We start from the raw sequence: 23,822 nt of genomic DNA, 5'->3' as shown, positions 1-23,822 counted from the left end.
CGAGCAGGTATCGCCTGCTCCTTTTTTCAGCCAAAAGTAGGAGGAATTGACCATCTTTTTGCGCTTGTGAGAGATGTTAAAAACCAAGTAAGATGAGAAGGTCAACAAAGTGGAAACGGGGATGACAAACATGAACATACGAAATTGGGATCGAAACTTAAAGGTGCGATTGTTTGGGGAATTTATGATGAACGTCACGTTTTGGATGTTCTTTCCCTTTTTAACGATTTATTTTACCGAAGCGTTTGGAAAAACAACCGCTGGACTTTTACTTATTATGTCTCAGCTTCTTGGCGTGTTTGCTAACTTAATGGGCGGTCATTTTGCGGACCGATTTGGCCGAAAGCGGATGATGGTTTTATCCTCTTTTGCGAATGGTATTGTCTTTTTCATTTTTGCTATGGTCAACTCGACTTGGCTCGAGTCGGCGCTCCTATCGTATCTCTGTTTTGCTTTATTAGGGGTGTTCGGGTCGTTTTACTGGCCAGCGAGCCAAGCGATGGTCGCCGATGTCGTAGATGAAAAGCATCGTAGCGAAGTGTTTGCGGTATTTTATACGTCCATCAATATCGCTGTTGTCTTCGGGCCGATTTTAGGTGGCATTTTTTACGTCCATTACCGCTTTGAGCTTCTTTTATTTGCCATGGCAATGAGTTTCGTTCTTTCCTTTTTACTGTACAAATGGACGCGGGAAACCGCTCCAAAACGCACGATGGACAAAGAGGAACGACAAACATGGGTAGGAGTTTTGACTCGACAGTTTTCCGATTATCGGGTCATTTTTACCGACAAAACATTTTTACTGTTTATTCTCGCTGGCGTACTCGTCGCGCAAACGTTTATGCAATTGGACTTATTAATTCCGGTTTATACTAAAGACACATTAGAGCAAGCAACGTTATTTTCCATAAACGGCTGGAGCTTCACGCTAATGAAAGAACAAGTTTTTGGGTTCCTTTTATCTGAAAACGGCTTGTTAGTCGCGTTGTTTACGGTTGTGATGACGAAATGGATGTCTAAATATAAAGAGAAAAACGTATTTATTTCCTCGGCTCTTGTCTATGCAGTAGCGATCTGGTTGTTTGGCCAGTTATCGACCATGTGGGGATTCATTTTTGCGATGGCTCTCTTTACGTTCGGTGAGTTAATGACAGCTGGGATTCAACAAAACTTTATTTCCAAATTGGCACCGGAGCATATGCGCGGTCAATATTTTGCCGCTGCGAGCTTGCGGTTTACGTTCGGGCGGACCATTGCTCCCCTTTCTATTCCGGTTTCGCTTTGGCTTGGATATGAGGGAACGTTTCTATTGTTAGCGTTATTGTCCGTTCTGAGCGCGGTTTTATATTACGTCATGTTCCAACGATTTGAAAAGAGACAAAGTCAACCAGTTCCATCCAATATCAATTTATGAAAACAGCCCGACCGTTCGCTTACGGTTCGGGCTGTTCATTTTTTAGTTCTTCTTGTAAAAAGTTCGGTAAATAATCGTATTCCATTAAATCAAATGGATAATTGAACGACACTTCTTCTCCGCCGTATAACAGTGCTTCAATGACCTCGTGTAAGCCGTCCATGTAGTAGCGATATAAAAATTCATAACTAAACGGCTCTTTCGGAACAAGATCATCTGCACACACTTGTGGATTGGCATAATTTAAGTACGTCCGACACGGAATGGGACGCACGTCATACGCCACACATGTATTCGTTTCCGTATCTAACAACGGACACGGGATTTGAGCAGAAATGTATTTATACTTAAAATCAGCGTCCGTTCGAAAATCGAGTGACGTAATTTCCGAAAGTTTATCTTTATAGTTTTCTACATAAGTTGTTATTTTTTGACGCGCCGCTTCTTCTCCCATCGTTTGTTTCATCGTCTCCCAAATGAGTTTCGCCTCAAGACGAGTGACGATAATCGGGAAGTAACAGCAATGCGCGCACCCTTTTCGGCACGTAGGCGACAACTTCATTTTTCCTTCAATTGTTTCGATTTCTGCATCGACGGTTTGAAGCAAATGACGGTATGCATTAGCTACCACTTCATCCGCTGTTGACTCCTCATCGGACAATATATCGTCAATGGCTTCGTCAAATCGTGAACCATCCGGAATGTGCGAAGCATTGATCTCTTCACATATTTGTTTCATTTCTTCAAACGATTTAAATTTGCTCATCATAATCCCTCTTTCCATTATTAATACTAGTGGATTTCAAGGGAAAATGCTATGGGAAACACGAGCTTGAATTAGAAACTTCATCCAATACTATGGTTGATTAATTATGAATTAACAAGTTCACCGAGAAGTCTCCCACCTCTAAGCGAAGTGTAGGTGAAAGAGGTTCATAGATCGGTAGAAGTCAAAGGCTTACGAATAAGCGATCAAAAACGAGTTACACAAGAAGGAATTGAACAAAAGAAACGATTTTCCCTCGCCCTTCCTATGTTACAACTTATATCATTCCTCAATAATATGAAGATGAATTGTCAAATGCCGTCCTAAAAAGAACAGCATTTTTCTTTTTGCAATCATTACTGAGGAAATCAATCTTTCTTCTACACCTCTCCACAAGTCTGCTAAAAAAGCTTGACATATACTTTCACAACTTATTTTTCCCTTCATATTCTGTATTACATCAGTTAGGTAATCATCATGTTTTTCCGATTGTTGATATAGATTGGGGAGGAAAAATGTATGGGTATTGAACTAACAGCATTGCATTGGCTCTACGTAGCCTTTATCTTGCTAATTATCGGCTTTATGATTATGCGTAGAGATACATCGCTAATTTGTATTGCTGGGATTTTTTTGTTAGCGTTTACAGCTACACATTCAGTAAGCGCCTCGATTAGTGGAGTATTTAATAGTTTTATTTTCGCTATTACCGAACTACTGCCAACTATCCTTGTTATTTCCATCATCGTTGCAATGAGCAAAACATTAACTGTTACAGGAATTAACGATGTCATGATTTCACCCTTTGCCAAACTCATTCGTACACCAACATTAGCGTACTGGACGATTGGAGTACTTATGATGGTTATTTCTTGGTTTTTCTGGCCTTCACCAGCCGTGGCGCTAATGGGCGCCGTATTATTGCCTGTTGCACTTCGTGTTGGCCTACCAGCAATAGGCATAGCAATGGCAATGAATTTATTTGGTCACGGTATCGCATTATCGGGCGATTTCGTTATTCAAGCTGCTCCAAAATTAACGGCAGATGCAGCAGGTCTCCCTGTTTCCCAAGTTGTTTCCGCCAGCGTTCCTCTCGTTTTTATCATGGGAATTGTTACAGTTACTGTAGCCTTTATCCTTTTACGGAGGGATATGAAGCGAGGAAAGATATCAATGGAAATGAACAAGCTGACAATTTCCAACAGATCCGTAAATAGCTCAAACATCCCGTCTCATCTATTATCTGAAACAGCCAAAAAATGGCTTGCTTTCATCATTCCATTGTTATTTATTCTTGATGTTGTTGCGATGTCTTATTTAAATTTGCAAGGCGGAGATGCGACCGCATTAATCGGTGGGACCTCCATTTTTATTCTAATTATGATTTCTCTTTTGGCTCATAAAAATAAAGGTCTCGAAGAAACGACTAACTATTTAATTGAAGGTTTCCAATTTGGATTCAAAGTGTTTGGCCCCGTTATTCCAATCGCCGCCTTTTTCTACTTAGGGGACACAGGTTTTATAAAAATTATCGGAGAGTATTTGCCTAAAACATCACAAGGGATGGTCAATGATTTAGGAGTAGCGCTTGCTCACGTTGTTCCATTAAACAAAGAAATCGGGGCAGTTACTTTAGCAGGAGTTGGGGCAATTACTGGTTTAGACGGGTCTGGATTTTCAGGGATTTCTTTAGCCGGTTCCATCGCCAAACTGTTCGCAACAGCCATTGGAACAGGTACAGCGACGTTAACAGCATTAGGACAGATTGCAGCTATTTGGGTCGGCGGCGGGACACTTGTTCCTTGGGCTCTTATTCCAGCAGCAGCGATTTGCGGTGTCGATCCGTTTGAGCTAGCGCGCCGCAATCTTCTTCCTGTAACGATTGGATTAATAGTGACAACGATTGCAGCGATGTTTCTCATTTAATCGAGTAGGAGAGGGCGACTAGCCCTCGTCCTCTCACACCACCGTACGTACCGTTCGGTATACGGCGGTTCAAATAATGAACCAATTATCCCAAGCGAAACAAACACATTATAACGAAAAAACAATTCGTTTTTTAGTAACTAGTGGATTTCAAAGGAAAATGCTACAGAAACAAGAGCGTGAATTAAAAACTTCATCCATTACATATAGGTTACTGAATATTAATTTAGTTGTTGGGCAATTTGGTTGAGATGGTCTGTTAATTTAGAAATATGATTAGAAACCGTATCAATTTCGTCCATTCTCTCTTTAAATAAATTGAGTTGCTCTTCAATGAGTGCCATTTGTTTTTGTTGGGATTGCATGGACGTAAAAATTTCCTCAAAACTATGTTCTAGTTCTTTTGTTTTTTCTGATACGTTTTGGACCATTTGCGCAATTTCGGTAACAGATGTAGATACGCTTTCAATTTGGGAATTTGTACTTCCGATGAGGTCGTTGACATTGGAAACAGAATGCTTTGTTTCTTCAGAAAGTTTCCGTACTTCACCTGCCACAACCGCAAATCCACGTCCCTGTTCGCCCGCACGTGCTGCTTCAATAGATGAGTTTAACGATAAAAGATTCGTTCGGTTGGCAATTTCTTCAACAATCCCTACCACGTCTCGAATTTGTTTGGATGTTTCATTTAACTCATTCATGTATTCGGTGATTTCTTTCATGTATGTCAACATGTCGGACATATTTTTATTTTGCTCGAGTAATTTTTCTTTTCCAAGCTTAGACTGTTCACTCGTTGTTAAAGAGATGTGAGTTCCCTCTTTGGCATAATTTAATACTTTACTAGAAAAATCGTTTAAATGTGAAATAGATGCAGCTGTCTCTTGAGAAAGAGCTGTTAATTCCTCCACTGCCGCCTTTACTTGTTCCTGAACTTTTCGCTTTTCTTCCATTTCTTTCACACGAATAGCCTCAATCTGGTCTTCGAACGCTTCTAGCACCAGCTGTTGTTCGAAGTTAATTAATTTATTAATAGTCTTTGCCATTTGGACAAATTCGTTTGTACTTTCTGCATGCTCTTGTGCTATTTGCAATAACGTTTCGTTCAATGTATGGAACGAAGCAATATACCATTTCGTATGTAATCCAATTTCTACATGCTTATGGGCAATAGCCAGTCTTCTTTGAATGTATTCTTCGTCAATGTTCTTAGAAAACATTTGTTGAATATGTATTTTTAATGTTTTTTTTAGTGCTTCCACACTACTATGTTTATTTATTAGTTCCATGAGTGATGGTTCTTTTCCAATGGCCTCATAAAACTTTGTCGTAATGGTATCAATTGATTGATGAATCCATGGAGCTAATTTTTTAGCCATCTCTAAATCTTTTTCAGTTAGTTGAATCATTTCAATTTGTTTTTGCAATTCTTTTCGAGGAACTTTTACAATTGGGGCCTCATTATGCTGTTGAGTCGAAGATTGTTCTATTTGCTCTCGCTGAAGAAAGCGTTGTAATAATTTTTTTGCCATCACTTAAACACTCCTTTATGAAAGTCACCCCACTATTATAGTAAATTAGTAATTTTATTCAAATAGGACCATATTATTGCTTTTTATCCATAAGATACCATGTAGGTTCAAGTCGTATTTGTTTTGTTTCGAACGATAAAACTTCTTTTAAATGAGTAAGCTTCTTTCTGTCTTCCAATTCTACTATTAGGTAACGAGCCACCTGTTGTTTTTGATACCCCACAATGTACCAATCTGGTAATGACGATAGGTCGTTTTGTACGACCATTTCAGTAACGAATAAAAAAGGAGTGTTCGTTGGAATGTGTTCGTTGATCACATGTTTACTTTGGAATAACTGCACCTTAATGTGGTCATACGTTCCTTGTTGTTTTGTTTGTTCATATATTGAGTCGTGGTGATTCTTCATGAATGATTTATACGTTTCTTCATTTTTCCATAACGCTAAAATACACGCTTCGTTCGGATTGGTGATGTTCCAGCCACCGAATTGTGCAATAAACCCTTCAACGTTTGTAAGTGGTTTCCATTCTTGTTGTCCCTTTGAAAATGCATCGCGACTGTTCTCTTTCACTTGACATTGAATCCATTTGATTAGCATCGGTTTCCTTCTCTCCTAATGTCTTTTAAATGATTATGTCGGTACTAAAATGACTTTTGAAGTGCAAAAAGCAAGTTTTTAGAAGCATAAATCATGTGCAAAAATTTGAAACGGTGCATAAAGGGCTCAAATTGATGTTAGCCTAAAAAATGGATACGGGTAATAGGAAATAAATGAAAATAAGTCATCATTATGTATGATTAGATTGGAGTATTCATCATATGAAAGTCATGTATCTAACCATTGAACTTATGATCGGGTTTTTCCTTCTTTTTATCATCGTCAAGTTGGTTGGAAAGAAAATCATTAATCAAATTACACCCTTCACTTTTATTGCCTCTATAGTACTGGGAGAATTACTAGGAAACGCAGTATACGACCATCAAATCGGTGCCTTTTATATTATTTACTCTATGATATTATGGGGCGGTTTACTTTTTATCGTCGAATATCTTGGACAGAAATTTCTAGCGTTTCGCGGCATATTTGAAGGAAAACCGTCTGCTCTTATTAAAAATGGAAAAGTTGATTATGAAGAATTGAAAAAGAATCGAATGAATATCAATCAGCTGCAAAGCTTACTTCGGCAAAGCGAAACCTTTTCTATTCGAGAAGTGGCCTTTTGTTATTTAGAAGCTAACGGCTCGATTAGCATTTTAAAAAAATCAAAATATCAAAAAACAACTCAGGGAGATTTTAATATGTCCATAAAACCTGTTTATGTTCCAGTCACTTTAATACGCGACGGTAAAGTTTTATGGGATGAACTAAATGATTTAGGTTTTAATGAGTCTTGGTTAAAAACACAACTCAAATCTCAAGGTATTTCTGATTATAAAGATGTTTTTTTAGCCGAATGGCAAGAAGATGATGGTTTATTTGTACAAACTTATTAAAAATAGAGTTACCAATTAGTACCAATTAATAAGGAATGTTTACGCATATCCTCCTTCTACCAACGTTCTTTACTCTTACTTTGATGATGCCACGAAATATGATTTTTTTTAAGTCAAATGTTGGTGGAATCCCAAGATTAAAGGATTATTATTTGGGGATACTTTAAGAGAAAATATATTAAGAGGTGAATGAATAATGGAACACTCTAGCCATACAGGTGAACATAAACATCGTCACAGTATTGCGTGTGGACATACAAAAATTCGACACGATGATCATATTGATTATGTGCATAATGGTCATCTTCACCACGAACATGAAAGTCACTGGGATGAATGTAAGATTCCAGTTAGCGAAACCAATCCTGATGAATGTCGACCTATTGCTTGTGGTTGTAACCACGATGATGATTGTGGGCATGAAATGGTCCCTCACGGCAATCATATGGATTATTTAGTTACTGGAAGATTACATCATGTTCACAATGGTCATTGTGATGATCATGGGCCTGTCGAAATTGTTACAATTAAATAAAGAGCCTGCAAAAAATTTGATGCAGGCTCTTTTTAGAGATTTAATATTTGTAAAAGTTCCTGTCTTTTCTACATTACGTACGAATTTTTTTCTTCCCCTTCCAAAACGTCAAAATTAAGTAAGCAGCCATTCGGCTCGTCATGTCGCGGACATCAACGGTCGGGTCAATTTCAACGATGTCCATCCCTTTTACTTTTTCGTGTTGAGCGACCAGTTCGATCGCCTCAATTAACGATTCGGAGTCCATACCGCCTGGGCCAATGGCCGGGCATCCAGGGGCAAACGCTTGATCTAGGACATCCATATCGACGGATACGTAAATACGGTCACAAGTAGTAGCTAATTGTTCTACACTGGTGGAAACGAGTTCCTTCACGCCTTGTTCGCGAACGTCTTTCATCGTATAGATGGTGACCCCTTGTTGCTGACCGAATTCGGTGTAACTTTTTCCGTTCATAAAATTCCGGATACCAATTTGAATGAGGTGCTTTCCTTGCAGTGCTCCCTTTTCTAGTAAACTTCGAAACGGGGTTCCGTTCGTCGGGCCGCCGTCTTGTAGGTTGCGTAAATCGTGATGGGCGTCAAATTGAATAACCCCAATTGTTCCGTATGCTTGCTGGAACGCATGAATCGATGGATAGCTAATCGAATGGTCTCCACCCAGTACAATCCAATTCGTTTCAGGATGACTTTTATATAAATCTACTAATGTATCATAAATTCGTTGCTGGGAGGTGACGATGTCAGTCGGATGCATTTCTACATCTCCAGCATCCCACCCCCGTTCGTCCCACAGGTCAATGTCATCGTCCACCGCATACGTACTAAAGGCTTGCAACGCTTGCCGAATCGTATTTGGAGCAAATGCGGCCCCGGAATGGCTGATAGATGACTTAGATAGCGGGGCCCCGACCAGTGCGACCACTGCTTCACTCGCTTCTCCTTGAAACAGCTCTTTTCCTTTTCTCACAAACCGGTCTTGGAAAATGGCTGTTCCTGCTCGTTTAAGATACAGGCGATGAGACATACCCTTCGCCCCTTTCGTACACGACGTTTCCGGTCTTAATAACCGTATTCACATGATTGACACCATAATGGTAAGGCACATATTGATAGTTCGGCGCATCCCATACGACGATATCAGCAGGTCGACCGATGCGAATTTGCCCCGCGACTTTCCCCCGGTTAATGGCGTACGCTGCGTTGACCGTTACCGCATGCCAAATTTCTTCCGGCGTCATCTTCAGCTTCAAGGCTGCCAGCGACATAATGAATTGCAAGTTTTCCGTCGGTGAGCTTCCCGGATTAAAATCGGTCGACAAGGCCACAGCGACTCCAGCTTCGATCATTTTCCGGGCTTTCGCATAGCTTTCCTTTCCTAAGTAAAAAGACGTACCTGGTAATAAAACGGCAATCGTATGAGAGGACGCTAATGCGTGGATCCCTTGATGGGATGCCCCAACAAGGTGGTCTCCACTAATCGCCCCAAGTTCTACCGCTAGTTCGGTCCCACCGAGCGGATCAATTTCATCGGCATGAATTTTCACGTCAAAGCCGTATTCTTTTGCTTTTTGTAAAAAGGCGCGAGATTGATCCACGGAGAATACGCCGGTTTCGCAAAAAATATCGACAAACTCGGCTAAACCTTGTTTTTTGATGTCCGGAAGCATAGCGAGCATCGCTTCTAAAAACGCATCCGGGTCCTCTTTATATTCTGTTGGGATGGCGTGCGCTCCTAAAAAGGTGGACACGACGTCGACTGGATGATGTTCGTTTAAGCGACGGGCTACTCGTAACTGTTTTAGTTCAGTCTTTTCATTCAGACCGTACCCACTTTTAGCTTCTACCGTCGTGATGCCATATGACATCATCCGTTGTAAGTGAAACATCCCTTTTTCGAACAATTCCTCTTCGGTTGCCTGTCGTGTCGCTCGAACGGTCGATAAAATACCGCCTCCTTGCTTTAAAATGTCTAAATAAGGAACCCCTTGTTGTTTTAACGCCATTTCGTGTTCACGTGAACCTCCGAACACAAGGTGTGTATGCGGATCGACCAGTCCCGGTGTGACAAGCTTTCCATTCGCATTAATGAATCGATCGTACTGTAGATCGTTCACTTCCGTATCTTTTCCGATCCACACGACATTTCCGTCTTTTACCCCAATTGCCATATCAGTTTCGACCGACAACTGGTTCATGTCTTTTCCTTTAACGGGTCCGCCTGCTGCCATGGTGAGTAGCTGCCCAATGTTACGAATGACAAGATCGAGTTTCATGCTGTTCCTCCTTTGTCCATCGGAATGTAGATGCCTTTTTCTTTCGCCACTTGCTTCGCTTTTTCGTAACCAGCATCGACGTGACGAATAACCCCCATGCCAGGGTCGGTGGTTAATACGCGTTCGAGACGCTCGCGAGCCAGGTCTGTTCCATCTGCAACAACCACCATACCAGCATGTAACGAATAACCCATCCCAACGCCGCCGCCGTGATGCACTGAAATCCATGAACCGCCAGCTGCTGTATTAATGAGTGCATTTAATATCGCCCAATCACCTACGGCATCACTGCCATCTTTCATCCCTTCTGTTTCTCGGTTCGGTGAGGCTACCGATCCACAATCTAAATGGTCACGACCAATAACAATCGGTGCTTTTAATTCGCCTTTTTTCACAAGTTCATTTATCGCAAGCCCCATTTTCACCCGTTCGCCGTAGCCTAACCAGCAAATACGAGCTGGTAGTCCTTGGAACGCGACTTTCTTTTGCGCCATATCAATCCAGCGGATGAGCGCTTCGTTTTCTGGGAACAGTTCTTTAATTAGAGCGTCGGTCCGATAGATGTCTTCTGGATCTCCTGATAAGGCTACCCAACGAAACGGTCCTTTTCCTTCGCAAAACAATGGACGAATGTACGCAGGAACGAAGCCTGCGAACGCAAAGGCATCTTCTACCCCTTCGTCTTTGGCGACTTGTCGGATGTTGTTTCCGTAGTCAAACACAATTGCCCCATTTTTTTGGAAGGCAAGCATCGCTTCAACATGTTTGGCCATAGACGCTTTCGAACGGGCGATATATTCTTCTGGACGTTCTTTTCGTAACGCCGCCGCTTCTTCTAACGTCATTCCTTCTGGTACATATCCATTTAACGAATCATGGGCAGACGTTTGGTCTGTAACGATGTCAATCGGAAACCCTTTTTGTAAAATTTCATGGTGAACTGTCGCTGCATTTCCAACTAACCCAATGGATAGCGCTTTTCCTTGTTGTTTTGCTTCTTGCGCCATCATTAACGCTTCTTCTAATGAAGTCGTCATACAGTCTAAATATTTCGTATCAAGGCGTTTTTGAATCCGGTCTGGATCAACATCAACCGCAATGACAACGCCATCATTCATCGTTACCGCGAGCGGCTGAGCTCCACCCATTCCACCGAGTCCGGCAGTCAGTGTAATCGTTCCTTTGAGCGTGCCATTAAAATGCTTTTTTGCCACAGCTGCAAACGTTTCGTACGTTCCTTGTAAAATGCCTTGTGTACCGATGTAAATCCAGCTACCAGCGGTCATTTGGCCGTACATGATAAGACCTTTTTTGTCGAGTTCATGGAAATGCTCCCATGTCGCCCATTTCGGAACGAGCACGGAATTCGATAATAACACGCGTGGAGCGTGTGGATGCGTTTTAAATACTCCGACGGGCTTCCCGGACTGAATGAGCATCGTTTCATCGTTTTCTAACTTACGTAACGTATCGACAATCGCATCAAACGCTTCCCAATTTCGCGCCGCTTTACCGATTCCACCGTACACAATTAAGTCTTCCGGTTTTTCCGCGACTTCTGGGTCTAAGTTGTTGTACAACATGCGAAGAGCCGCCTCTTGTTCCCAGCCTTTACACTCTAGTTCCAACCCTTTTTTTGCGCGAATTACACGTTTCATTTGTTCCATTCCTATTTCCTCCTTACTTGATTTTGTTTGTTCGAAGTTTTTTCTGGAAAAAAGTGAACCAATCAAACTGTTTTAACCACGTATTCATTGCTTCAATGTCATCCGAAAATTTGCGGTCTTTCACGATGCGCGGAACGATTTTTCTCGCTTCCTCGTAAAAAGCTCTCGTATTGGATGCCATCCCTTCGACTCCCCGATACGCGACCGCCTCCATCGCACAAATGAGCTCAATGGCTAACACGCGACGGACATTTTGCAAAATCATATACGCGTGACGTGCCGCAATCGTCCCCATGCTCACATGGTCTTCTTGATTCGCAGAAGAAGGAATGGAGTCGACACTAGCCGGATGAGCGAGCGTTTTATTTTCAGATACGAGCGACGCCGCACAATATTGCATAATCATCGCCCCTGATTGTAAGCCCGGCTCCGGACTTAAAAATGGGGGCAGATCGTTTAACTGTGGATTGACTAGACGCTCAATGCGCCGCTCAGAGATATTCGCGAGTTCGGATAAGGCGATTTTCATAAAATCCATCGCTAACGCAATCGGCTGTCCATGAAAGTTGCCCCCTGAGATGACTTTTCTTTTGTCCGGAAAAATAAGCGGATTGTCCGTTGCGGCATTTATTTCGATTTCCAGTTTTTCTTTTACATAATCGAGCGCTTGCCAGGACGCTCCGTGCACTTGTGGAATACAGCGTAGCGAGTACGCATCTTGGACACGCAGCTCCCCTTGGCGAGTAGTCAATTTACTATCGTGTAAATAGATTCTTATTCGACGGGCAACCTCGACTTGCTGTGGATACCCACGTACAACATGTACGTCTTCATCAAACGCATCGACAATTCCACGAAGTCCTTCCATCGTTAGGGCAGCTATCATTTCACTTTCATACGCCATCGTCTCTGCTTCTAAATACGCCACAACACCGACGGCCGTCATCGCTTGTGTTCCATTGATGAGGGCTAACCCTTCTTTTGCCTCTAAAGTAATAGGAGCAATCCCTTCCTTCGAAAGAGCCTCTATGGCTTTGACACGAGCTCCCTTGTAAAAGACCTCACCTTCTCCCATTAAGACGAGGGCTAAATGGGAAAGAGGGGCTAAATCGCCGCTTGCTCCTAACGACCCTTGTTGAGGTACGACCGGATGAATTTCGGCGTTCAATAATTGAAGAAGCCGTTCAATGACGACAGGCCTTACGCCGGAGAAGCCTTTTAGCAACGCATTCGCTCGAAGCAACACCATCGCTCGTGACACTTCTTCTGGAAACGGATCGCCTACCCCGCACGCATGCGACTGAATTAAATTGTATTGCAGCTCTTTGACGTCTTTTTCATCAATTAACACATCGCTAAACTTCCCAAATCCCGTATTGATTCCGTAGACGACTCTTTTTTCTTTTACCACTTGTTCAACCGCTTTTCGGCTTTTCTCTACTTCTTGCCAACTATCTGGATGGGCTGAAACAAACACTTTTTCCAAGACGACTTTTCGAACGTCTTCTATCGTCAACGAATGACCGGTTAACACGACCATCTCATCCACCTCTTATCCCTTTAATGTAATAAAGAAGGAGGCTTCTTCTCTACCATAACTGGTATGAGAGAAAGCCTCCTCTTGACTAATCACTCTAGACTTTTTCTTCTACTATATTTATATGTGATTGATTCCTAATCCGATTGTTTCATGCTCTAACCCGCGGACCGGGGCGCCAATCGTACCGTAAAGCGCAACGGCAATCCAATCTCCTTCCTGCACATTTTCGTACGGATTCCCGCGGACGACGGAAAAACGCAATCCGACGGTACGCATCAATCCCCCTAGTTCGACTTGGCCTCGCGTCATCCCTTGTACGGCTTCAATGACCGAATGGTATAACGCATGCATTTCCCGATACAATGTGCTATCAACGACACCGTTTCGTTTTGCCGCCGTTTCAATCGCAGCGACAATTTTTTGCGAGTCCATCGAACCTACTTTTCCTATACACCATTTCCATCCATGCTCGTGTAATAGAGATTGGAGCTCAGCCTGTTCATGTTCATCTGCCATCGCCAGTAAAATGGCGTTACGACCGATACGAAGATGTTTATCTTTTAACACAAACTCACCTAACAATTTAAAATTTTCTAAACTAACTAATAACTTAATTTTATTGTAAAGGTTTTCAAACTTTCATGTCAATAAAAACATGTCAACCTTTTACAAGTTAGATAACTACCACATTAGCAAAATAAAGAGGTCCTGTTGACAAGTATCATTATTTTTAAGAAAATTGTCCTGTATTTTCATTATTTTACTATAATATTATTTTTATCCTTTACAGTTAATTTTCGTTTTTTTTACACAAGAAGCCATATTGTTTAATTTTTCCTTTTTAAAATGGTATTTACAAACGATATTTAAGGAGGTATTTGATTCGTGAAAAAATTATTTCCTATTTTAATGGGGATGCTCATCCTTATCGCTGGATGTGCACAAGGAGAACAAGCAACGAAGAAAGATGAACTCACCATTGGAATTGTTTTATCGGATAGCGGCCTTGGAGATGGCTCTTTTAACGATTCTGCTTTTCGCGGACTCGAAAAAGCTCGAGATGAACTCGGTATATTATTTGATTATAAAGAACAACCGGATGGAAACTACGAACAAGCATTGAATGAACTAGTTGCAGAAGGATATGACTTAATTATTGGACTTGGCTTTTCGATTCAAGAAGCGCTTGAAAAGGTAGCGAAAGAACACCCCGAACAACAATTTTTATTAATTGATGGATATAGCGAGCTTAAAAACGTGATGTCCATTACCTTTAAAGAGCAGGAAGCCAGCTTTTTAATTGGTATGATTGCGGCGATGCAATCAAAAACGAATACGCTTGGCTTTATCGGGGGTGCCGATGTACCAGTCATCCACCATTTTGAGTTGGGCTTTATCCAAGGGGCTCAATACATCAATCCCGACATCGAAGTGATGGTCGAGTATGCGAACAATTTTGGTGATGCTCAACTTGGACAAGCCATTGCACAAAAACAAATCGAAAGCGGGGCGGACTTTTTATATCCAGCAGCCGGGTTTACTGGGATTGGTGCGTTAGAAGAAGCACAACGTCAACAAATTTATGCTGCTGGCGTTGACTCCGACCAGTTCTTTATTGCCGAAAAAGCGATTGTCACTTCGATGTTAAAAAACATTGATGTAGCTGTTTACGAAGTGGCGAAAAGATTAAAGGAAAACGGAGAAGTAGACGGTACTCATTTGGAATTAGGTCTAAAAGAAAATGGGGTCGGACTTGCCCCGATTCGAGTGATTGACCTTTCCGAAGACCAACTACAACAAATTGAAAAAGCGAAACAAAAAATCGTTTCAGGCGAAATTACTGTTCAATCAGAAAAATAAACAAGAGGAGTAGGTAACATTGACCTTACGAAAACGATTGTTAATCTTAGGCCTTATTCCCGTTCTTATTGCATCGATCATGATTGGATTTATCTTGTTCCAAATTGTACAAATTCAAAGTTCGTCTAAAGAAGATGTTCAAATTTTATTGGACGTTGAGCAACTTAACGGGGATTTCATTATTACTAAACAAGCGTTAGCCAACTATGCATTTAATCCATCGGAAAGCTACAAAACGGAAGCGCTCGCCCAATTACAAGTTGTTCAAGAGGAGTTGACTCAATTAAAAAGGCAATTAAAAACAGAAGAACATATCGCGATTTTACAAAAAATGAACCAAAAATTTGATGATTTATACCATGCCTCTCAAGAAGCGTTATCATCTGGAAATTTACCGGAAGTAAAACGCCAATCGATACGAATTTCCGGTATTTTAAACGATATGCATTTACTGTCGCTTCGCACATCCCAATGGCATGGTGATATCGTTGATCAAACGAAGAAAAAAATCGAATTTATTATTACTTCATCCATTATCGGAAGTATTATTCTCGTTGTCGGTTCTACTTTCGTTTCTTGGTATTTAGGAAAACAAATCACAAAGCCTATTCATCAGCTCGTTCAACAAGCAGAACAAGTGGCTAATGGGGATTTAACGGTGCAATTAACGGATGATCGTCATAAAAAATCAATCGTGGAGATTGGAAAACTGACTGGTGCATTCGAACATATGGTTCATAACTTAAAACAAACGGTACAATCCGTCGATACCATTGGAACAGAAGTAAAGCAATTTACTGAAGAAATATCCAATCAAATGCAGAGCTTACTTGAAAGTAGCAACCAAATCGCTGTTTCGACTGACGAATTAGCACGAGGAAGTCAAGACATTTCCGAAAACATTCAGTCTACTGCTTCCTTAATGAACTCGATTAGCGAAGAAATGACCCATAGTTTGCAAGAAAGTCAGCAGTCGTCCCACTTTAGCAGCCAGGCACTTACTTCTGTGAAGCATGGACGTGAAAACGTACAAAAACAACGTGAATTAACAAATCTTGTTTCCGAATCAACGGATAACATTCTACGAGCCGTTGAAGAATTCGCCAACTATACATCAAAAATTGAAGAAGCAGCCAATGCGGTAACCTCCATTGCTGAGCAAACAAACTTACTTGCCTTAAACGCAGCCATTGAAGCAGCACGTGCAGGAGAAGCCGGAAAAGGATTTGCTGTCGTTGCCGAAGAAGTTCGAAAACTTGCGGATGACTCCAAATTAGCAACTGAATCCATTACGTCGATGCTTGGCTACATTAATCAAGGTACCCAAGCTATTGTTGATGCCGTACGTCAAGGAAAAGGCATCTCCCAAGAACAAATGCAATCTATGGATCAAATTGAGCAATCGTTTGAATCTATTATGCGTAACGTCACTAAAGTATACGACCAATTAGATCAACTTTGTGAAACGTTAACAGAAACCAATCACAAAACCGAAAACATTAACATGGCCATTGAAAATATAAGTGCTGTGACCGAAGAAACAGCCGCCGGTACAGAAGAAATTTCGGCAACCACTGAAGAACAAGTGAACGCCTTTAAACATATGACCGATCAAGTAAAAGTGCTTGAACAAAAAACAGAACAATTAAAGAAAGAACTAGAACGTTTTCAATTATAATCAACTAGCTGACCTCCATATCGGGTGAGGTCAGCTTTTTTATTTGTAATATGATTTCACAAATATTAAATTTTTTTTACAACCGATTAGCTGGTCAATGAATAAAGCCGATTCCTATCAGCTTTCGGCCGATTCCCTTTTGTAACATTCCACAAGTACCATTCATTTCCTGAAAAACAACCGTCATAGTTCCTTTATACTTTATGAATGGTATAGTATCTGAATTATTGTGGAGGTTGAAGCTACATATGTTTTCACCAACAGATATAGGAATCGACTTAGGTACAGCAAATATATTAGTATATACAAAGAATAAAGGCATTGTAATTAACGAGCCATCCGTCGTGGCCGTTGACATTGAAACAAAAAAAGTTCTTGCTGTAGGCACGGAAGCAAAAAACATGATTGGAAAAACTCCTAGTAACATCCAAGCGGTCCGCCCCTTAAAAAACGGAGTGATTGCTGATTTTGATATGACAACGGAGATGTTAAAACTATTAATGAAAAAAGTGAGTAAAAAAATCGGTATATCTGTACGAAAGCCGCGAGTGGTCGTTTGTACGCCATCGGGGGCAACGGCGGTTGAACGGCGTGCGATTCATGATGCTGTGAAAAGCTGTGGGGCCAAACAAGTGATCTTAATTGAAGAGCCTGTTGCAGCCGCTATTGGAGCTGACCTTTCCGTTTCCGAACCAGTGGCCAACGTGATTGTAGACATTGGGGGCGGGACAACTGAAGTGGCGATCATTTCGTTCGGTGGCATCGTAACGTCCCAATCGATTCGAATCGGTGGCGACAAACTCGACGATGACATTATTCAATACGTACGTAAGCACTATAATCTCCTGATTGGTGAACGAACAGCCGAAGAAGTAAAAAAACAAATCGGAAATGCGCTCGCCGATCACGAAGAACAAACAATGGAGATTCGCGGAAGAAATTTAGTGACAGGTCTACCAAAAACGATTACATTAACTTCAACAGAAATTCATACAGCCATTAAAGAATCTCTTCAAGACATTTTAAATATCGTCAAAGAAACACTCGAACATTGTCCACCGGAACTAAGCGGCGATATCGTTGAACGCGGGGTCGTACTCACTGGTGGCGGGTCCCTTTTAAACGGCTTACAAGAATGGATTAGCCAAGAAATCGACGTTCCTGTTCACATGGCTCCAAATCCATTAGAATCGGTTGCTATTGGAACCGGTCGTTCATTACACGTGATGAAAAAACTAATGCAGTTGGCGTAGAAATCAATTGCTTATAGAAATTAGATTTGGTTCAAAAGCTGTTAGGTTTGGCACATAGATTCCTAGTTTGGTAAATACATTGCCAGATTAGGCTTATAAAACTTAGATTTAAGCACATAGAATATACCTAATTCGGCATATAGGATACCTGTTTGAACATACAAAACGAAAACGCCCGTGGCCAAAGCCCGGGCGTTTCCAATATTATTGATGTACCGTGCCATCCATGTATTTTCGATGTTCTAACGTAATAGCTTGAGCCCATTGTAAAAGAGTAGATCTTTCAAAATAAACCGTCCCATCAATCACTGTATATGGCAGCATGGTACCTGAAAAACTACTATTTCGGTCTAAATGTAATTGTTCTGTCTTGATAATTCTTTTTAATTCTTCTGTCGATAAACCAAGGAGCTTAGCAGCTTCATCTATATCTAGGAGAACACTTCCTTGATCATTTTGTTGACTTTCCAATCCGTTGTGGACACCAAGGTCATTTTTGGCAGAAATCAAGTAACAGCCCGCTACAATCGAGATCGCCAGAATTATAGAAGCTACTATCGTTTGTTTGACGCCCAACTCATTCATCCTTCCATTTTTTACTATATATCTATCTTAACACAAACACCTAATTTAATCATGAAGTTTTACTCATACGGTCGTTTTTGATAATAGAAGTTCGGTGAAATCATCGTGTTGTCATACGGTTGGTGAAAAATATGGGTCGTTGCTGGTGAGACTGGCGGAATGAGCCATGTCCAGTCACCCGTTACATGACGACAGACGGCAGCTTCCTGTTGTTCAAACAATTTAAATTGTTGCGCAGCGGTATGATGATCGACGATGCTCACACCGTGTTTTTTATAGGAATGAAGTACCGCGATATTTAACTCAATGAGTGCTTTATCTTTCCATAGCGTGCTATTTTTACTTGTATCCAGTCCCATCCACTCGGCGATCGTTGGGAGCATGTTGTACCGATAGTCGTCTGCTAAATTGCGCGCACCGATTTCCGTTTCCATGTACCACCCGTTAAACGGGGCTGCGGTGTACCGAATGCCGCCAATTTCTAAATACATATCCGAAATAATCGGTACCGCATACCATTTTAACTGTAAGTCAGCAAACCAAGGATACTCTGGATGTTCAAGCGGAACTTCCTTTACGACTTCTTTTAGAATATCAAACCATTTTGGTTGTTGACCATTTACTTGGATCACTAACGGCAGAACATCAAACGGCGTTCCTTCCCCTTGCCAACCGAACGACTGACACGCTTTCGTAAACGATATGGAGGAAGAATCACCGATGATGCCTTCGTCCGTTTCGTAACCGGCATACCGAATTAACTGGTGATTCCAAATACGAACCTGTTCTTTCCCATTGTGTTCCGGCGCAAACACGGTAATCGTTGGGCGAATTTTTCCTTCATTCGTGGCAAAATCAATGTGATGGATTAAATGGTCATAAATTTCTTCTTCAGTCCTTGCACCGCGTGCATCAAACACGTGTAACGATTGCCAAAACAGTCGCCCAATACAGCGGTTACTGTTTCTCCACGCCATGCGCGCCCCGTGAGCTAACTCTTCATACGTATGCTCATAAAATCCGTCCCGCTCAATCGCTTCACGAATATCTTTTTTTCGCCTTTCGATATCCGCTTCGCTCTTTCCGAGTTCTTTATAACAAACATCAATAAATGTCGACGCTTCTTGCCATAACCGTTGTTGTTCCATGTTGTTCACCCGTTACATACAATTTATATCCATCTTATTGAAATAATACATTTTGTCCTGGTCTTAATGGTGACAGTTTCGTGAATATTCTTTGAATGAAAAAGATGTAAAAAAAGATGAGCAGCGAAAGCCACTCATCTCTATCGATTGTCGACTTTTTCTGGATATAGATCATGATTCATTAAACGGTATTCGGCCATTTTTTCGTATTTCGTTCCCGGTTTCCCATAATTGCAATATGGGTCAATGGAGATGCCGCCTCGAGGAGTGAATTTTCCCCATACCTCAATATATTTTGGATCCATTAAGTCGATTAAGTCGTTCATGATAATATTGACACAATCTTCATGAAAATCACCATGATTTCGGAAGCTAAATAAATACAATTTTAACGATTTACTTTCGACTAACTTCTTATCAGGAATGTAGCTAATATAAATGGTTGCAAAATCCGGTTGGCCAGTTTTTGGACACAAGCTTGTAAACTCTGGGCAATTAAATTTGACAAAATAATCTCGGTCAGGATGTTTATTGTCAAATGCCTCTAAAATATCAGGTGAATATTCATAAATGTATTTCGTTCCTTGGTTACCTAGTAAGCTTAAATCTTTTAATTCTTCATCTTTTCTTCCACTCATGGGTAATCCTCCTTTTCACCTGCCGTGTAGGGAGGACGGAGAGGAACTATGAACTTGAAAAACAAAAAAACCATACCCTCCATGGATATGGCGAATGCAAATCCATAGTTTTTTATAGAGGGTTAAGCTATGAACCTCTCCCGTCTACACGGGGTTATCCAGTTGTTTCACAAACTTAATAGTAGAGAATTCACAGGTCCTTGTCAATGGAAAGGATATGAAACGAAAAAGGGCCTTCACTAGGAAGGCATTCCTCTATTTAATATAGGAATTATACAATCTTATTCACCTAATTTAACTAATTCCGCCCCTAAATATTGCGCAATCGCAAGCATACCGTATTGGCCTGCTTTTTCTTCTGCCTCTTTGTTGTAGTTCGTATTCGTATTTACATCGTAAGTGTACACGTTGCCATTTTTATCTTGTATCATTTCGATACCCGCTATGTGGATGCCTTGTTCACGTAAAAAGTCTTCATATTTCGCTAAAATCGGGTGCTTAAATCCTTCAATAATTTCGAATTTAGGTCGTTGCTTCGTATCCTCTCCTACCGGACAAAAGGCATCGCCAATTTGGCAAACATCCGCCGGACACAATTCAAACCCCTCGGATGTGTCGACGCGAACAGCGTATAAAAACTTCCCGCCGACAAATTCACAGCGAATAATCGATTGGTCTGGTGACTCAATATATTCTTGCACCAGAGTGATTCCATCGATTGGCTCTTCAAACGTAGGGCCATTGACGTAGTCGGCTAACTGGTCAACCGAATGAAACAGTTGAACGCCTAATCCTTTTCCCGCACGATTATGTTTCGTAATAAAGGAAGGAGCGTTTAATTGTTTCGCTGCTTCTATGATTTGCTCTTTCCCTACCGCAGCGATCGTTTTCGGCGTTTGAATGCCATGACGTTGAAGCGCCATATATTGATGGACTTTACTTACTTCTAAACGAATCGCTCCTGAACCGTTAATCACTTTCCGGCCGTGACGTTCTAACCAGGTCAATACCGCTCCCGTTAACTCCGGTGCAAACCGGTGATCACGCGTATGTGAAGACGCACTGATCCGATTATAAAACACTCCATGCGGCGGCTCTTCCCATAACGGGACCATTCCTTTATCTAAAAACCATTCTTCATACGGTAGCTGTAATTCATTTAATCGTCTTGTTAAATGAACGGTCCACTCTTCATTTTCATGGATAACGTAAATTTTTTTCATCTTTATCCCCCATAAAGTTGATAAGTTTAGTTACCTTTACAGTACCATATAGTGAATGTAGTGGGAACTCATATTTTTTAAAACGACTGAGCGTTAATGTCTCTTTAAAAGATAATTATGCCTTTGCCTACGATGAAAATGTCCCATTAAATTCGTTTTACTTTTTTCTTTATCTCCCATAACTCTTTCAAAACCGGCATTTCATTCATTTCTTCATCGGTTACTTCTTCCCAATAAATTCCGTTCGGCTTTTCGTATGGGGAATCGGTCTTCATACATCCTTGTTCTGTGACAATCCAATCGACGATTACATCATACCGGTCTTTTGGCACATCCTCCTCCACTACTTGAACCGAATGAACGGTCGTCACCACCGGCATGTGCGGTTGACCAAGCTCCCGAAGAATGGCATATTCCCGATCAGAATATCCTTCCCCTTTTCCGATACGGCGCCCATCTTTGGTGACAGCGACGGAACCAGCTACAAACAAATCAATCGTCGGTATTTCGGTTAACGCTATTTCCTGACCATACGTCCGAATATGCTTTAAACTGGCGGCTTTTCGTTCCTCTCCTTTCGGTACCCACTCTGGTTTTACAAGGATAAATCCTGCGCGTAGCCGTGGAGTAGGCACAAGTAACGTTTTTCCATCTACTAACACTTGCGTTCGCAGAGGAAGCTGGGGGGCATCTGGATTGACTTTCACCGTTTTCGCTTCTTGATACTCTTTTAATGAGGTCACGTGATGAGCCGCCTGTTCTGCTCCTTTAAAATTTGGGATACGATGGGTAAGCGGAAACGGGAACCTGCCGAGCTTTTTTTCGGTTAACGTGTTCCAAACGCGGTGACGAATTGTGTCTTTGTCGATCATGGAGTTGCTCCTTTCATGATGATTACTAAAAAATTTTGCTATTATAAATTATTTTTTAGCATTTTTTCTGTACGGTAATCTCTTATATATATCAACTGTCTGCTGATTACTTTCTGTTTATCCGATTTTACTTTACGTTCCATGCCGATACTTTCCGTTTATCTGATTTACTTTACGTTCCATACCGATACTTTCCGTTTATCCGATTTTACTTTACGTTCGATGCCAAATACTTTCCGTTTATCCGATTTTACTTTACGTTCGATGCCAAATACTTTCCGTTTATCCGATTTTACTTTACGTTCCATGCCGATACTTTCCGTTTATCCGATTTTACTTTACGTTCGATGCCGATACTTTCCGTTTATCCGATTTTACTTTACGTTCGATGCCAATTCCGACCTTTGGGTTTTGTTTATTATCCCGTGGATGTAAAGTTCGATGTCTTGGCGTTCATCTCCTTCATCTCAAGTTGAATGAAAAGCAATAAAAACAAATAATCCCCGATCATCAAGACCGAGGATTCGAGGTGGATGATCATGCTTCGTCTGCCTCTTCTTCAAGCTTCGTCTGTTCCGTTATGTCATCGTGGTCAGGGAAAATGATACCTAATTCCTCTAATTCCGCTTTTAACGCCTCAAAGACTTCATTTTTAATCTCTTTTAATTCTTTGCCGTCTGTTTCAATGCCTAGTTCTTGAGCTTTATTGAGAAGTTGCGCTTCATGGATTAGTTTGTGCAGTTCTCTCGTTTCTTTTCTTTCCGTCTCAATTCCTAGTTCCTCCGCTTTAGAGACAATGGCTGCATCACGAACTTCCTTCGCTAGTTCACGTAACTGTTTTCCTTCCGTTGAGATGCCAAATTCTTCTGCTTTCTCGTATAATTTCGCTTCTTTTACTTCTTTACGAATGTCACGTAATTCCTTTCCTTCTGTTTCAATACCGTATGTTTCAGCTTCTTGGAGAAGTTTCGCTTCAGCTACTTCTTTCGCAATTTCTTTTAATTCTTTACCGTTTGTTTCAATACCTAGCTTGTCGGCTTCTTCGAACAAATGTGCTTCTCGAACTTCATTCGCTACTTCTTTTAACGTTTTTCCTTCTGTTTCAATCTCATATGTTTCAATTCCCTTTAAAATAAAATTGATATTTTTTCCTTTATGCATGAACTGATGATGGTGGCCCATATGTTTCCCTTTAAAATCTCCGTAGTGCTCTTCCATGTCAAAAGGGGCTTCACTGCCAAATGAATCTTCATAAGAGAATTCGGCTTCAGGTGATTCTTCTGCAAAAGCTGGAATAGACGTTAACACTCCTAAAGATAAAATGCCTGTTGTTAATACACCGATCGTTTTCTTTTTCATCATTCATCATCCTCCTATTTTTGGTTAATGTTGTTTACACTTCAAAGTGTACC

22 protein-coding genes and 1 riboswitch are annotated in these 23,822 nt (G+C 41.1%); of the genes, 7 read left to right on the top strand and 15 right to left on the bottom strand.

Going from position 1 to position 23,822, the window contains the following annotated elements; translation table 11 throughout:
* The first annotated feature begins 130 nt into the window (after window positions 1-130).
* Window positions 131-1,414 (top strand): MFS transporter, encoded by a 1,284-nt coding sequence (locus tag H0Z31_10760; protein ID MBO8177922.1) that lies wholly within the window; start codon window positions 131-133, stop codon window positions 1,412-1,414.
* A 19-nt stretch (window positions 1,415-1,433) separates the two neighbouring features.
* Here the strand turns inward: H0Z31_10760 and H0Z31_10755 are convergent, their stop codons facing one another.
* The gene (locus H0Z31_10755) at window positions 1,434-2,180 is read right to left on the bottom strand and encodes a YkgJ family cysteine cluster protein (protein MBO8177921.1); all 747 of its coding nucleotides are present in this window, start codon (window positions 2,178-2,180) and stop codon (window positions 1,434-1,436) included.
* Window positions 2,181-2,699: 519 nt separating this feature from the next.
* Between H0Z31_10755 and H0Z31_10750 the strand changes: the two genes are divergently transcribed.
* Window positions 2,700-4,106 (top strand): hypothetical protein, encoded by a 1,407-nt coding sequence (locus H0Z31_10750; GenBank protein MBO8177920.1) that lies wholly within the window; start codon window positions 2,700-2,702, stop codon window positions 4,104-4,106.
* 221 nt (window positions 4,107-4,327) lie between these two features.
* Here H0Z31_10750 and H0Z31_10745 read toward each other — a convergent pair whose 3' ends face one another.
* Together H0Z31_10745 and H0Z31_10740 are read right to left on the bottom strand one after the other, a co-directional pair.
* Window positions 4,328-5,638, bottom strand: coding sequence for a globin-coupled sensor protein (locus H0Z31_10745; protein ID MBO8177919.1), 1,311 nt, complete (start codon window positions 5,636-5,638; stop codon window positions 4,328-4,330).
* Between the two features lie 73 nt (window positions 5,639-5,711).
* Complete coding sequence (locus H0Z31_10740) at window positions 5,712-6,239, bottom strand: YdbC family protein (protein MBO8177918.1); 528 nt, start codon at window positions 6,237-6,239, stop codon at window positions 5,712-5,714.
* A 221-nt stretch (window positions 6,240-6,460) separates the two neighbouring features.
* Between H0Z31_10740 and H0Z31_10735 the strand changes: the two genes are divergently transcribed.
* Together H0Z31_10735 and H0Z31_10730 are read left to right on the top strand one after the other, a co-directional pair.
* Window positions 6,461-7,135: a DUF421 domain-containing protein gene (locus tag H0Z31_10735; GenBank protein MBO8177917.1), complete on the top strand. Its 675-nt coding sequence runs from the start codon at window positions 6,461-6,463 to the stop codon at window positions 7,133-7,135.
* 196 nt (window positions 7,136-7,331) lie between these two features.
* Window positions 7,332-7,670, top strand: a complete 339-nt coding sequence (locus H0Z31_10730) for a hypothetical protein (GenBank protein ID MBO8177916.1) — start codon at window positions 7,332-7,334, stop codon at window positions 7,668-7,670.
* Between the two features lie 73 nt (window positions 7,671-7,743).
* Here the strand turns inward: H0Z31_10730 and hutG are convergent, their stop codons facing one another.
* The 5 genes from hutG to hutP form a co-directional block, all read right to left on the bottom strand.
* Complete coding sequence (gene hutG, locus H0Z31_10725) at window positions 7,744-8,697, bottom strand: formimidoylglutamase (protein MBO8177915.1); 954 nt, start codon at window positions 8,695-8,697, stop codon at window positions 7,744-7,746.
* Window positions 8,675-9,946, bottom strand: a complete 1,272-nt coding sequence (locus H0Z31_10720; protein ID MBO8177914.1) for an imidazolonepropionase — start codon at window positions 9,944-9,946, stop codon at window positions 8,675-8,677. Before H0Z31_10720 ends, hutG begins: the two co-directional genes overlap by 23 nt.
* Window positions 9,943-11,613 (bottom strand): urocanate hydratase, encoded by a 1,671-nt coding sequence (hutU, locus tag H0Z31_10715; GenBank protein ID MBO8177913.1) that lies wholly within the window; start codon window positions 11,611-11,613, stop codon window positions 9,943-9,945. Before hutU ends, H0Z31_10720 begins: the two co-directional genes overlap by 4 nt.
* 13 nt (window positions 11,614-11,626) lie before the next feature.
* The gene (gene hutH / locus H0Z31_10710) at window positions 11,627-13,153 is read right to left on the bottom strand and encodes a histidine ammonia-lyase (GenBank protein ID MBO8177912.1); all 1,527 of its coding nucleotides are present in this window, start codon (window positions 13,151-13,153) and stop codon (window positions 11,627-11,629) included.
* Between the two features lie 117 nt (window positions 13,154-13,270).
* Window positions 13,271-13,720: a hut operon transcriptional regulator HutP gene (gene hutP, locus H0Z31_10705; GenBank protein MBO8177911.1), complete on the bottom strand. Its 450-nt coding sequence runs from the start codon at window positions 13,718-13,720 to the stop codon at window positions 13,271-13,273.
* A 318-nt stretch (window positions 13,721-14,038) separates the two neighbouring features.
* On the opposite strand from hutP, the gene H0Z31_10700 reads away from it, so the two are divergent.
* The 3 genes from H0Z31_10700 (at window position 14,039) to H0Z31_10690 (ending at window position 17,944) form a co-directional block, all read left to right on the top strand.
* A complete protein-coding gene (locus H0Z31_10700) occupies window positions 14,039-15,013 on the top strand; it encodes a BMP family ABC transporter substrate-binding protein (protein ID MBO8177910.1) in 975 nt (324 codons plus the stop codon).
* Window positions 15,014-15,032: 19 nt separating this feature from the next.
* Window positions 15,033-16,691, top strand: coding sequence for a methyl-accepting chemotaxis protein (locus H0Z31_10695; GenBank protein ID MBO8177909.1), 1,659 nt, complete (start codon window positions 15,033-15,035; stop codon window positions 16,689-16,691).
* Between the two features lie 248 nt (window positions 16,692-16,939).
* The gene (locus tag H0Z31_10690; protein ID MBO8177908.1) at window positions 16,940-17,944 is read left to right on the top strand and encodes a rod shape-determining protein; all 1,005 of its coding nucleotides are present in this window, start codon (window positions 16,940-16,942) and stop codon (window positions 17,942-17,944) included.
* 204 nt (window positions 17,945-18,148) lie between these two features.
* Here the strand turns inward: H0Z31_10690 and H0Z31_10685 are convergent, their stop codons facing one another.
* From H0Z31_10685 to H0Z31_10655, 7 genes are all read right to left on the bottom strand, one after another.
* The gene (locus tag H0Z31_10685; GenBank protein MBO8177907.1) at window positions 18,149-18,520 is read right to left on the bottom strand and encodes a helix-turn-helix domain-containing protein; all 372 of its coding nucleotides are present in this window, start codon (window positions 18,518-18,520) and stop codon (window positions 18,149-18,151) included.
* A gap of 68 nt (window positions 18,521-18,588) precedes the next feature.
* Window positions 18,589-19,677, bottom strand: a complete 1,089-nt coding sequence (locus tag H0Z31_10680) for a nitric oxide synthase oxygenase (protein ID MBO8177906.1) — start codon at window positions 19,675-19,677, stop codon at window positions 18,589-18,591.
* A gap of 140 nt (window positions 19,678-19,817) precedes the next feature.
* Window positions 19,818-20,315 carry an NADPH-dependent 7-cyano-7-deazaguanine reductase QueF gene (gene queF / locus H0Z31_10675; protein MBO8177905.1) on the bottom strand — a complete coding sequence of 166 codons (498 nt, stop codon included), beginning with the start codon at window positions 20,313-20,315 and terminating at the stop codon, window positions 19,818-19,820.
* A gap of 98 nt (window positions 20,316-20,413) precedes the next feature.
* Window positions 20,414-20,459, bottom strand: a riboswitch (PreQ1 riboswitch).
* Between the two features lie 137 nt (window positions 20,460-20,596).
* Entirely contained in the window at window positions 20,597-21,538 is a 942-nt protein-coding gene (locus tag H0Z31_10670; GenBank protein ID MBO8177904.1) for an alpha-L-glutamate ligase, read from the bottom strand.
* A gap of 146 nt (window positions 21,539-21,684) precedes the next feature.
* The gene (locus H0Z31_10665; GenBank protein MBO8177903.1) at window positions 21,685-22,410 is read right to left on the bottom strand and encodes a 5-formyltetrahydrofolate cyclo-ligase; all 726 of its coding nucleotides are present in this window, start codon (window positions 22,408-22,410) and stop codon (window positions 21,685-21,687) included.
* Between the two features lie 167 nt (window positions 22,411-22,577).
* Complete coding sequence (locus H0Z31_10660) at window positions 22,578-22,718, bottom strand: hypothetical protein (GenBank protein ID MBO8177902.1); 141 nt, start codon at window positions 22,716-22,718, stop codon at window positions 22,578-22,580.
* Window positions 22,719-22,947: 229 nt separating this feature from the next.
* Window positions 22,948-23,772: a hypothetical protein gene (locus H0Z31_10655; GenBank protein MBO8177901.1), complete on the bottom strand. Its 825-nt coding sequence runs from the start codon at window positions 23,770-23,772 to the stop codon at window positions 22,948-22,950.
* Window positions 23,773-23,822 lie beyond the last annotated feature (50 nt).

Origin of the sequence: Bacillus sp. (in: firmicutes) (genome assembly GCA_017656295.1) — a bacterium.
In the GTDB taxonomy this organism is placed as follows: Bacteria; Bacillota; Bacilli; order Bacillales; family JACDOC01; genus JACDOC01.
The sequence above is the reverse complement of the archived record's forward strand: the minus strand, read 5'-3'. Positions and strand labels throughout refer to the sequence as shown.

Excerpts from the sequence above, each read along its gene's own strand:
- H0Z31_10690 (MBO8177908.1), top strand. The coding sequence starts at position 16,940 with ATGTTTTCACCAACAGATATAGGAATCGACTTAGGTACAGCAAATATA.
- H0Z31_10665 (MBO8177903.1), bottom strand. The coding sequence starts at position 22,410 with ATGATCGACAAAGACACAATTCGTCACCGCGTTTGGAACACGTTAACC.
- H0Z31_10745 (MBO8177919.1), bottom strand. The coding sequence starts at position 5,638 with ATGGCAAAAAAATTATTACAACGCTTTCTTCAGCGAGAGCAAATAGAA.
- H0Z31_10755 (MBO8177921.1), bottom strand. The coding sequence starts at position 2,180 with ATGAGCAAATTTAAATCGTTTGAAGAAATGAAACAAATATGTGAAGAG.
- queF (MBO8177905.1), bottom strand. The coding sequence starts at position 20,315 with ATGAGTGGAAGAAAAGATGAAGAATTAAAAGATTTAAGCTTACTAGGT.
- H0Z31_10660 (MBO8177902.1), bottom strand. The coding sequence starts at position 22,718 with ATGGAACGTAAAGTAAAATCGGATAAACGGAAAGTATTTGGCATCGAA.
- H0Z31_10730 (MBO8177916.1), top strand. The coding sequence starts at position 7,332 with ATGGAACACTCTAGCCATACAGGTGAACATAAACATCGTCACAGTATT.
- hutH (MBO8177912.1), bottom strand. The coding sequence starts at position 13,153 with ATGGTCGTGTTAACCGGTCATTCGTTGACGATAGAAGACGTTCGAAAA.
- H0Z31_10680 (MBO8177906.1), bottom strand. The coding sequence starts at position 19,677 with ATGGAACAACAACGGTTATGGCAAGAAGCGTCGACATTTATTGATGTT.
- H0Z31_10760 (MBO8177922.1), top strand. The coding sequence starts at position 131 with ATGAACATACGAAATTGGGATCGAAACTTAAAGGTGCGATTGTTTGGG.
- hutG (MBO8177915.1), bottom strand. The coding sequence starts at position 8,697 with ATGTCTCATCGCCTGTATCTTAAACGAGCAGGAACAGCCATTTTCCAA.
- H0Z31_10735 (MBO8177917.1), top strand. The coding sequence starts at position 6,461 with ATGAAAGTCATGTATCTAACCATTGAACTTATGATCGGGTTTTTCCTT.
- H0Z31_10655 (MBO8177901.1), bottom strand. The coding sequence starts at position 23,772 with ATGATGAAAAAGAAAACGATCGGTGTATTAACAACAGGCATTTTATCT.
- H0Z31_10720 (MBO8177914.1), bottom strand. The coding sequence starts at position 9,946 with ATGAAACTCGATCTTGTCATTCGTAACATTGGGCAGCTACTCACCATG.
- H0Z31_10670 (MBO8177904.1), bottom strand. The coding sequence starts at position 21,538 with ATGAAAAAAATTTACGTTATCCATGAAAATGAAGAGTGGACCGTTCAT.
- H0Z31_10750 (MBO8177920.1), top strand. The coding sequence starts at position 2,700 with ATGGGTATTGAACTAACAGCATTGCATTGGCTCTACGTAGCCTTTATC.
- hutU (MBO8177913.1), bottom strand. The coding sequence starts at position 11,613 with ATGGAACAAATGAAACGTGTAATTCGCGCAAAAAAAGGGTTGGAACTA.
- H0Z31_10740 (MBO8177918.1), bottom strand. The coding sequence starts at position 6,239 with ATGCTAATCAAATGGATTCAATGTCAAGTGAAAGAGAACAGTCGCGAT.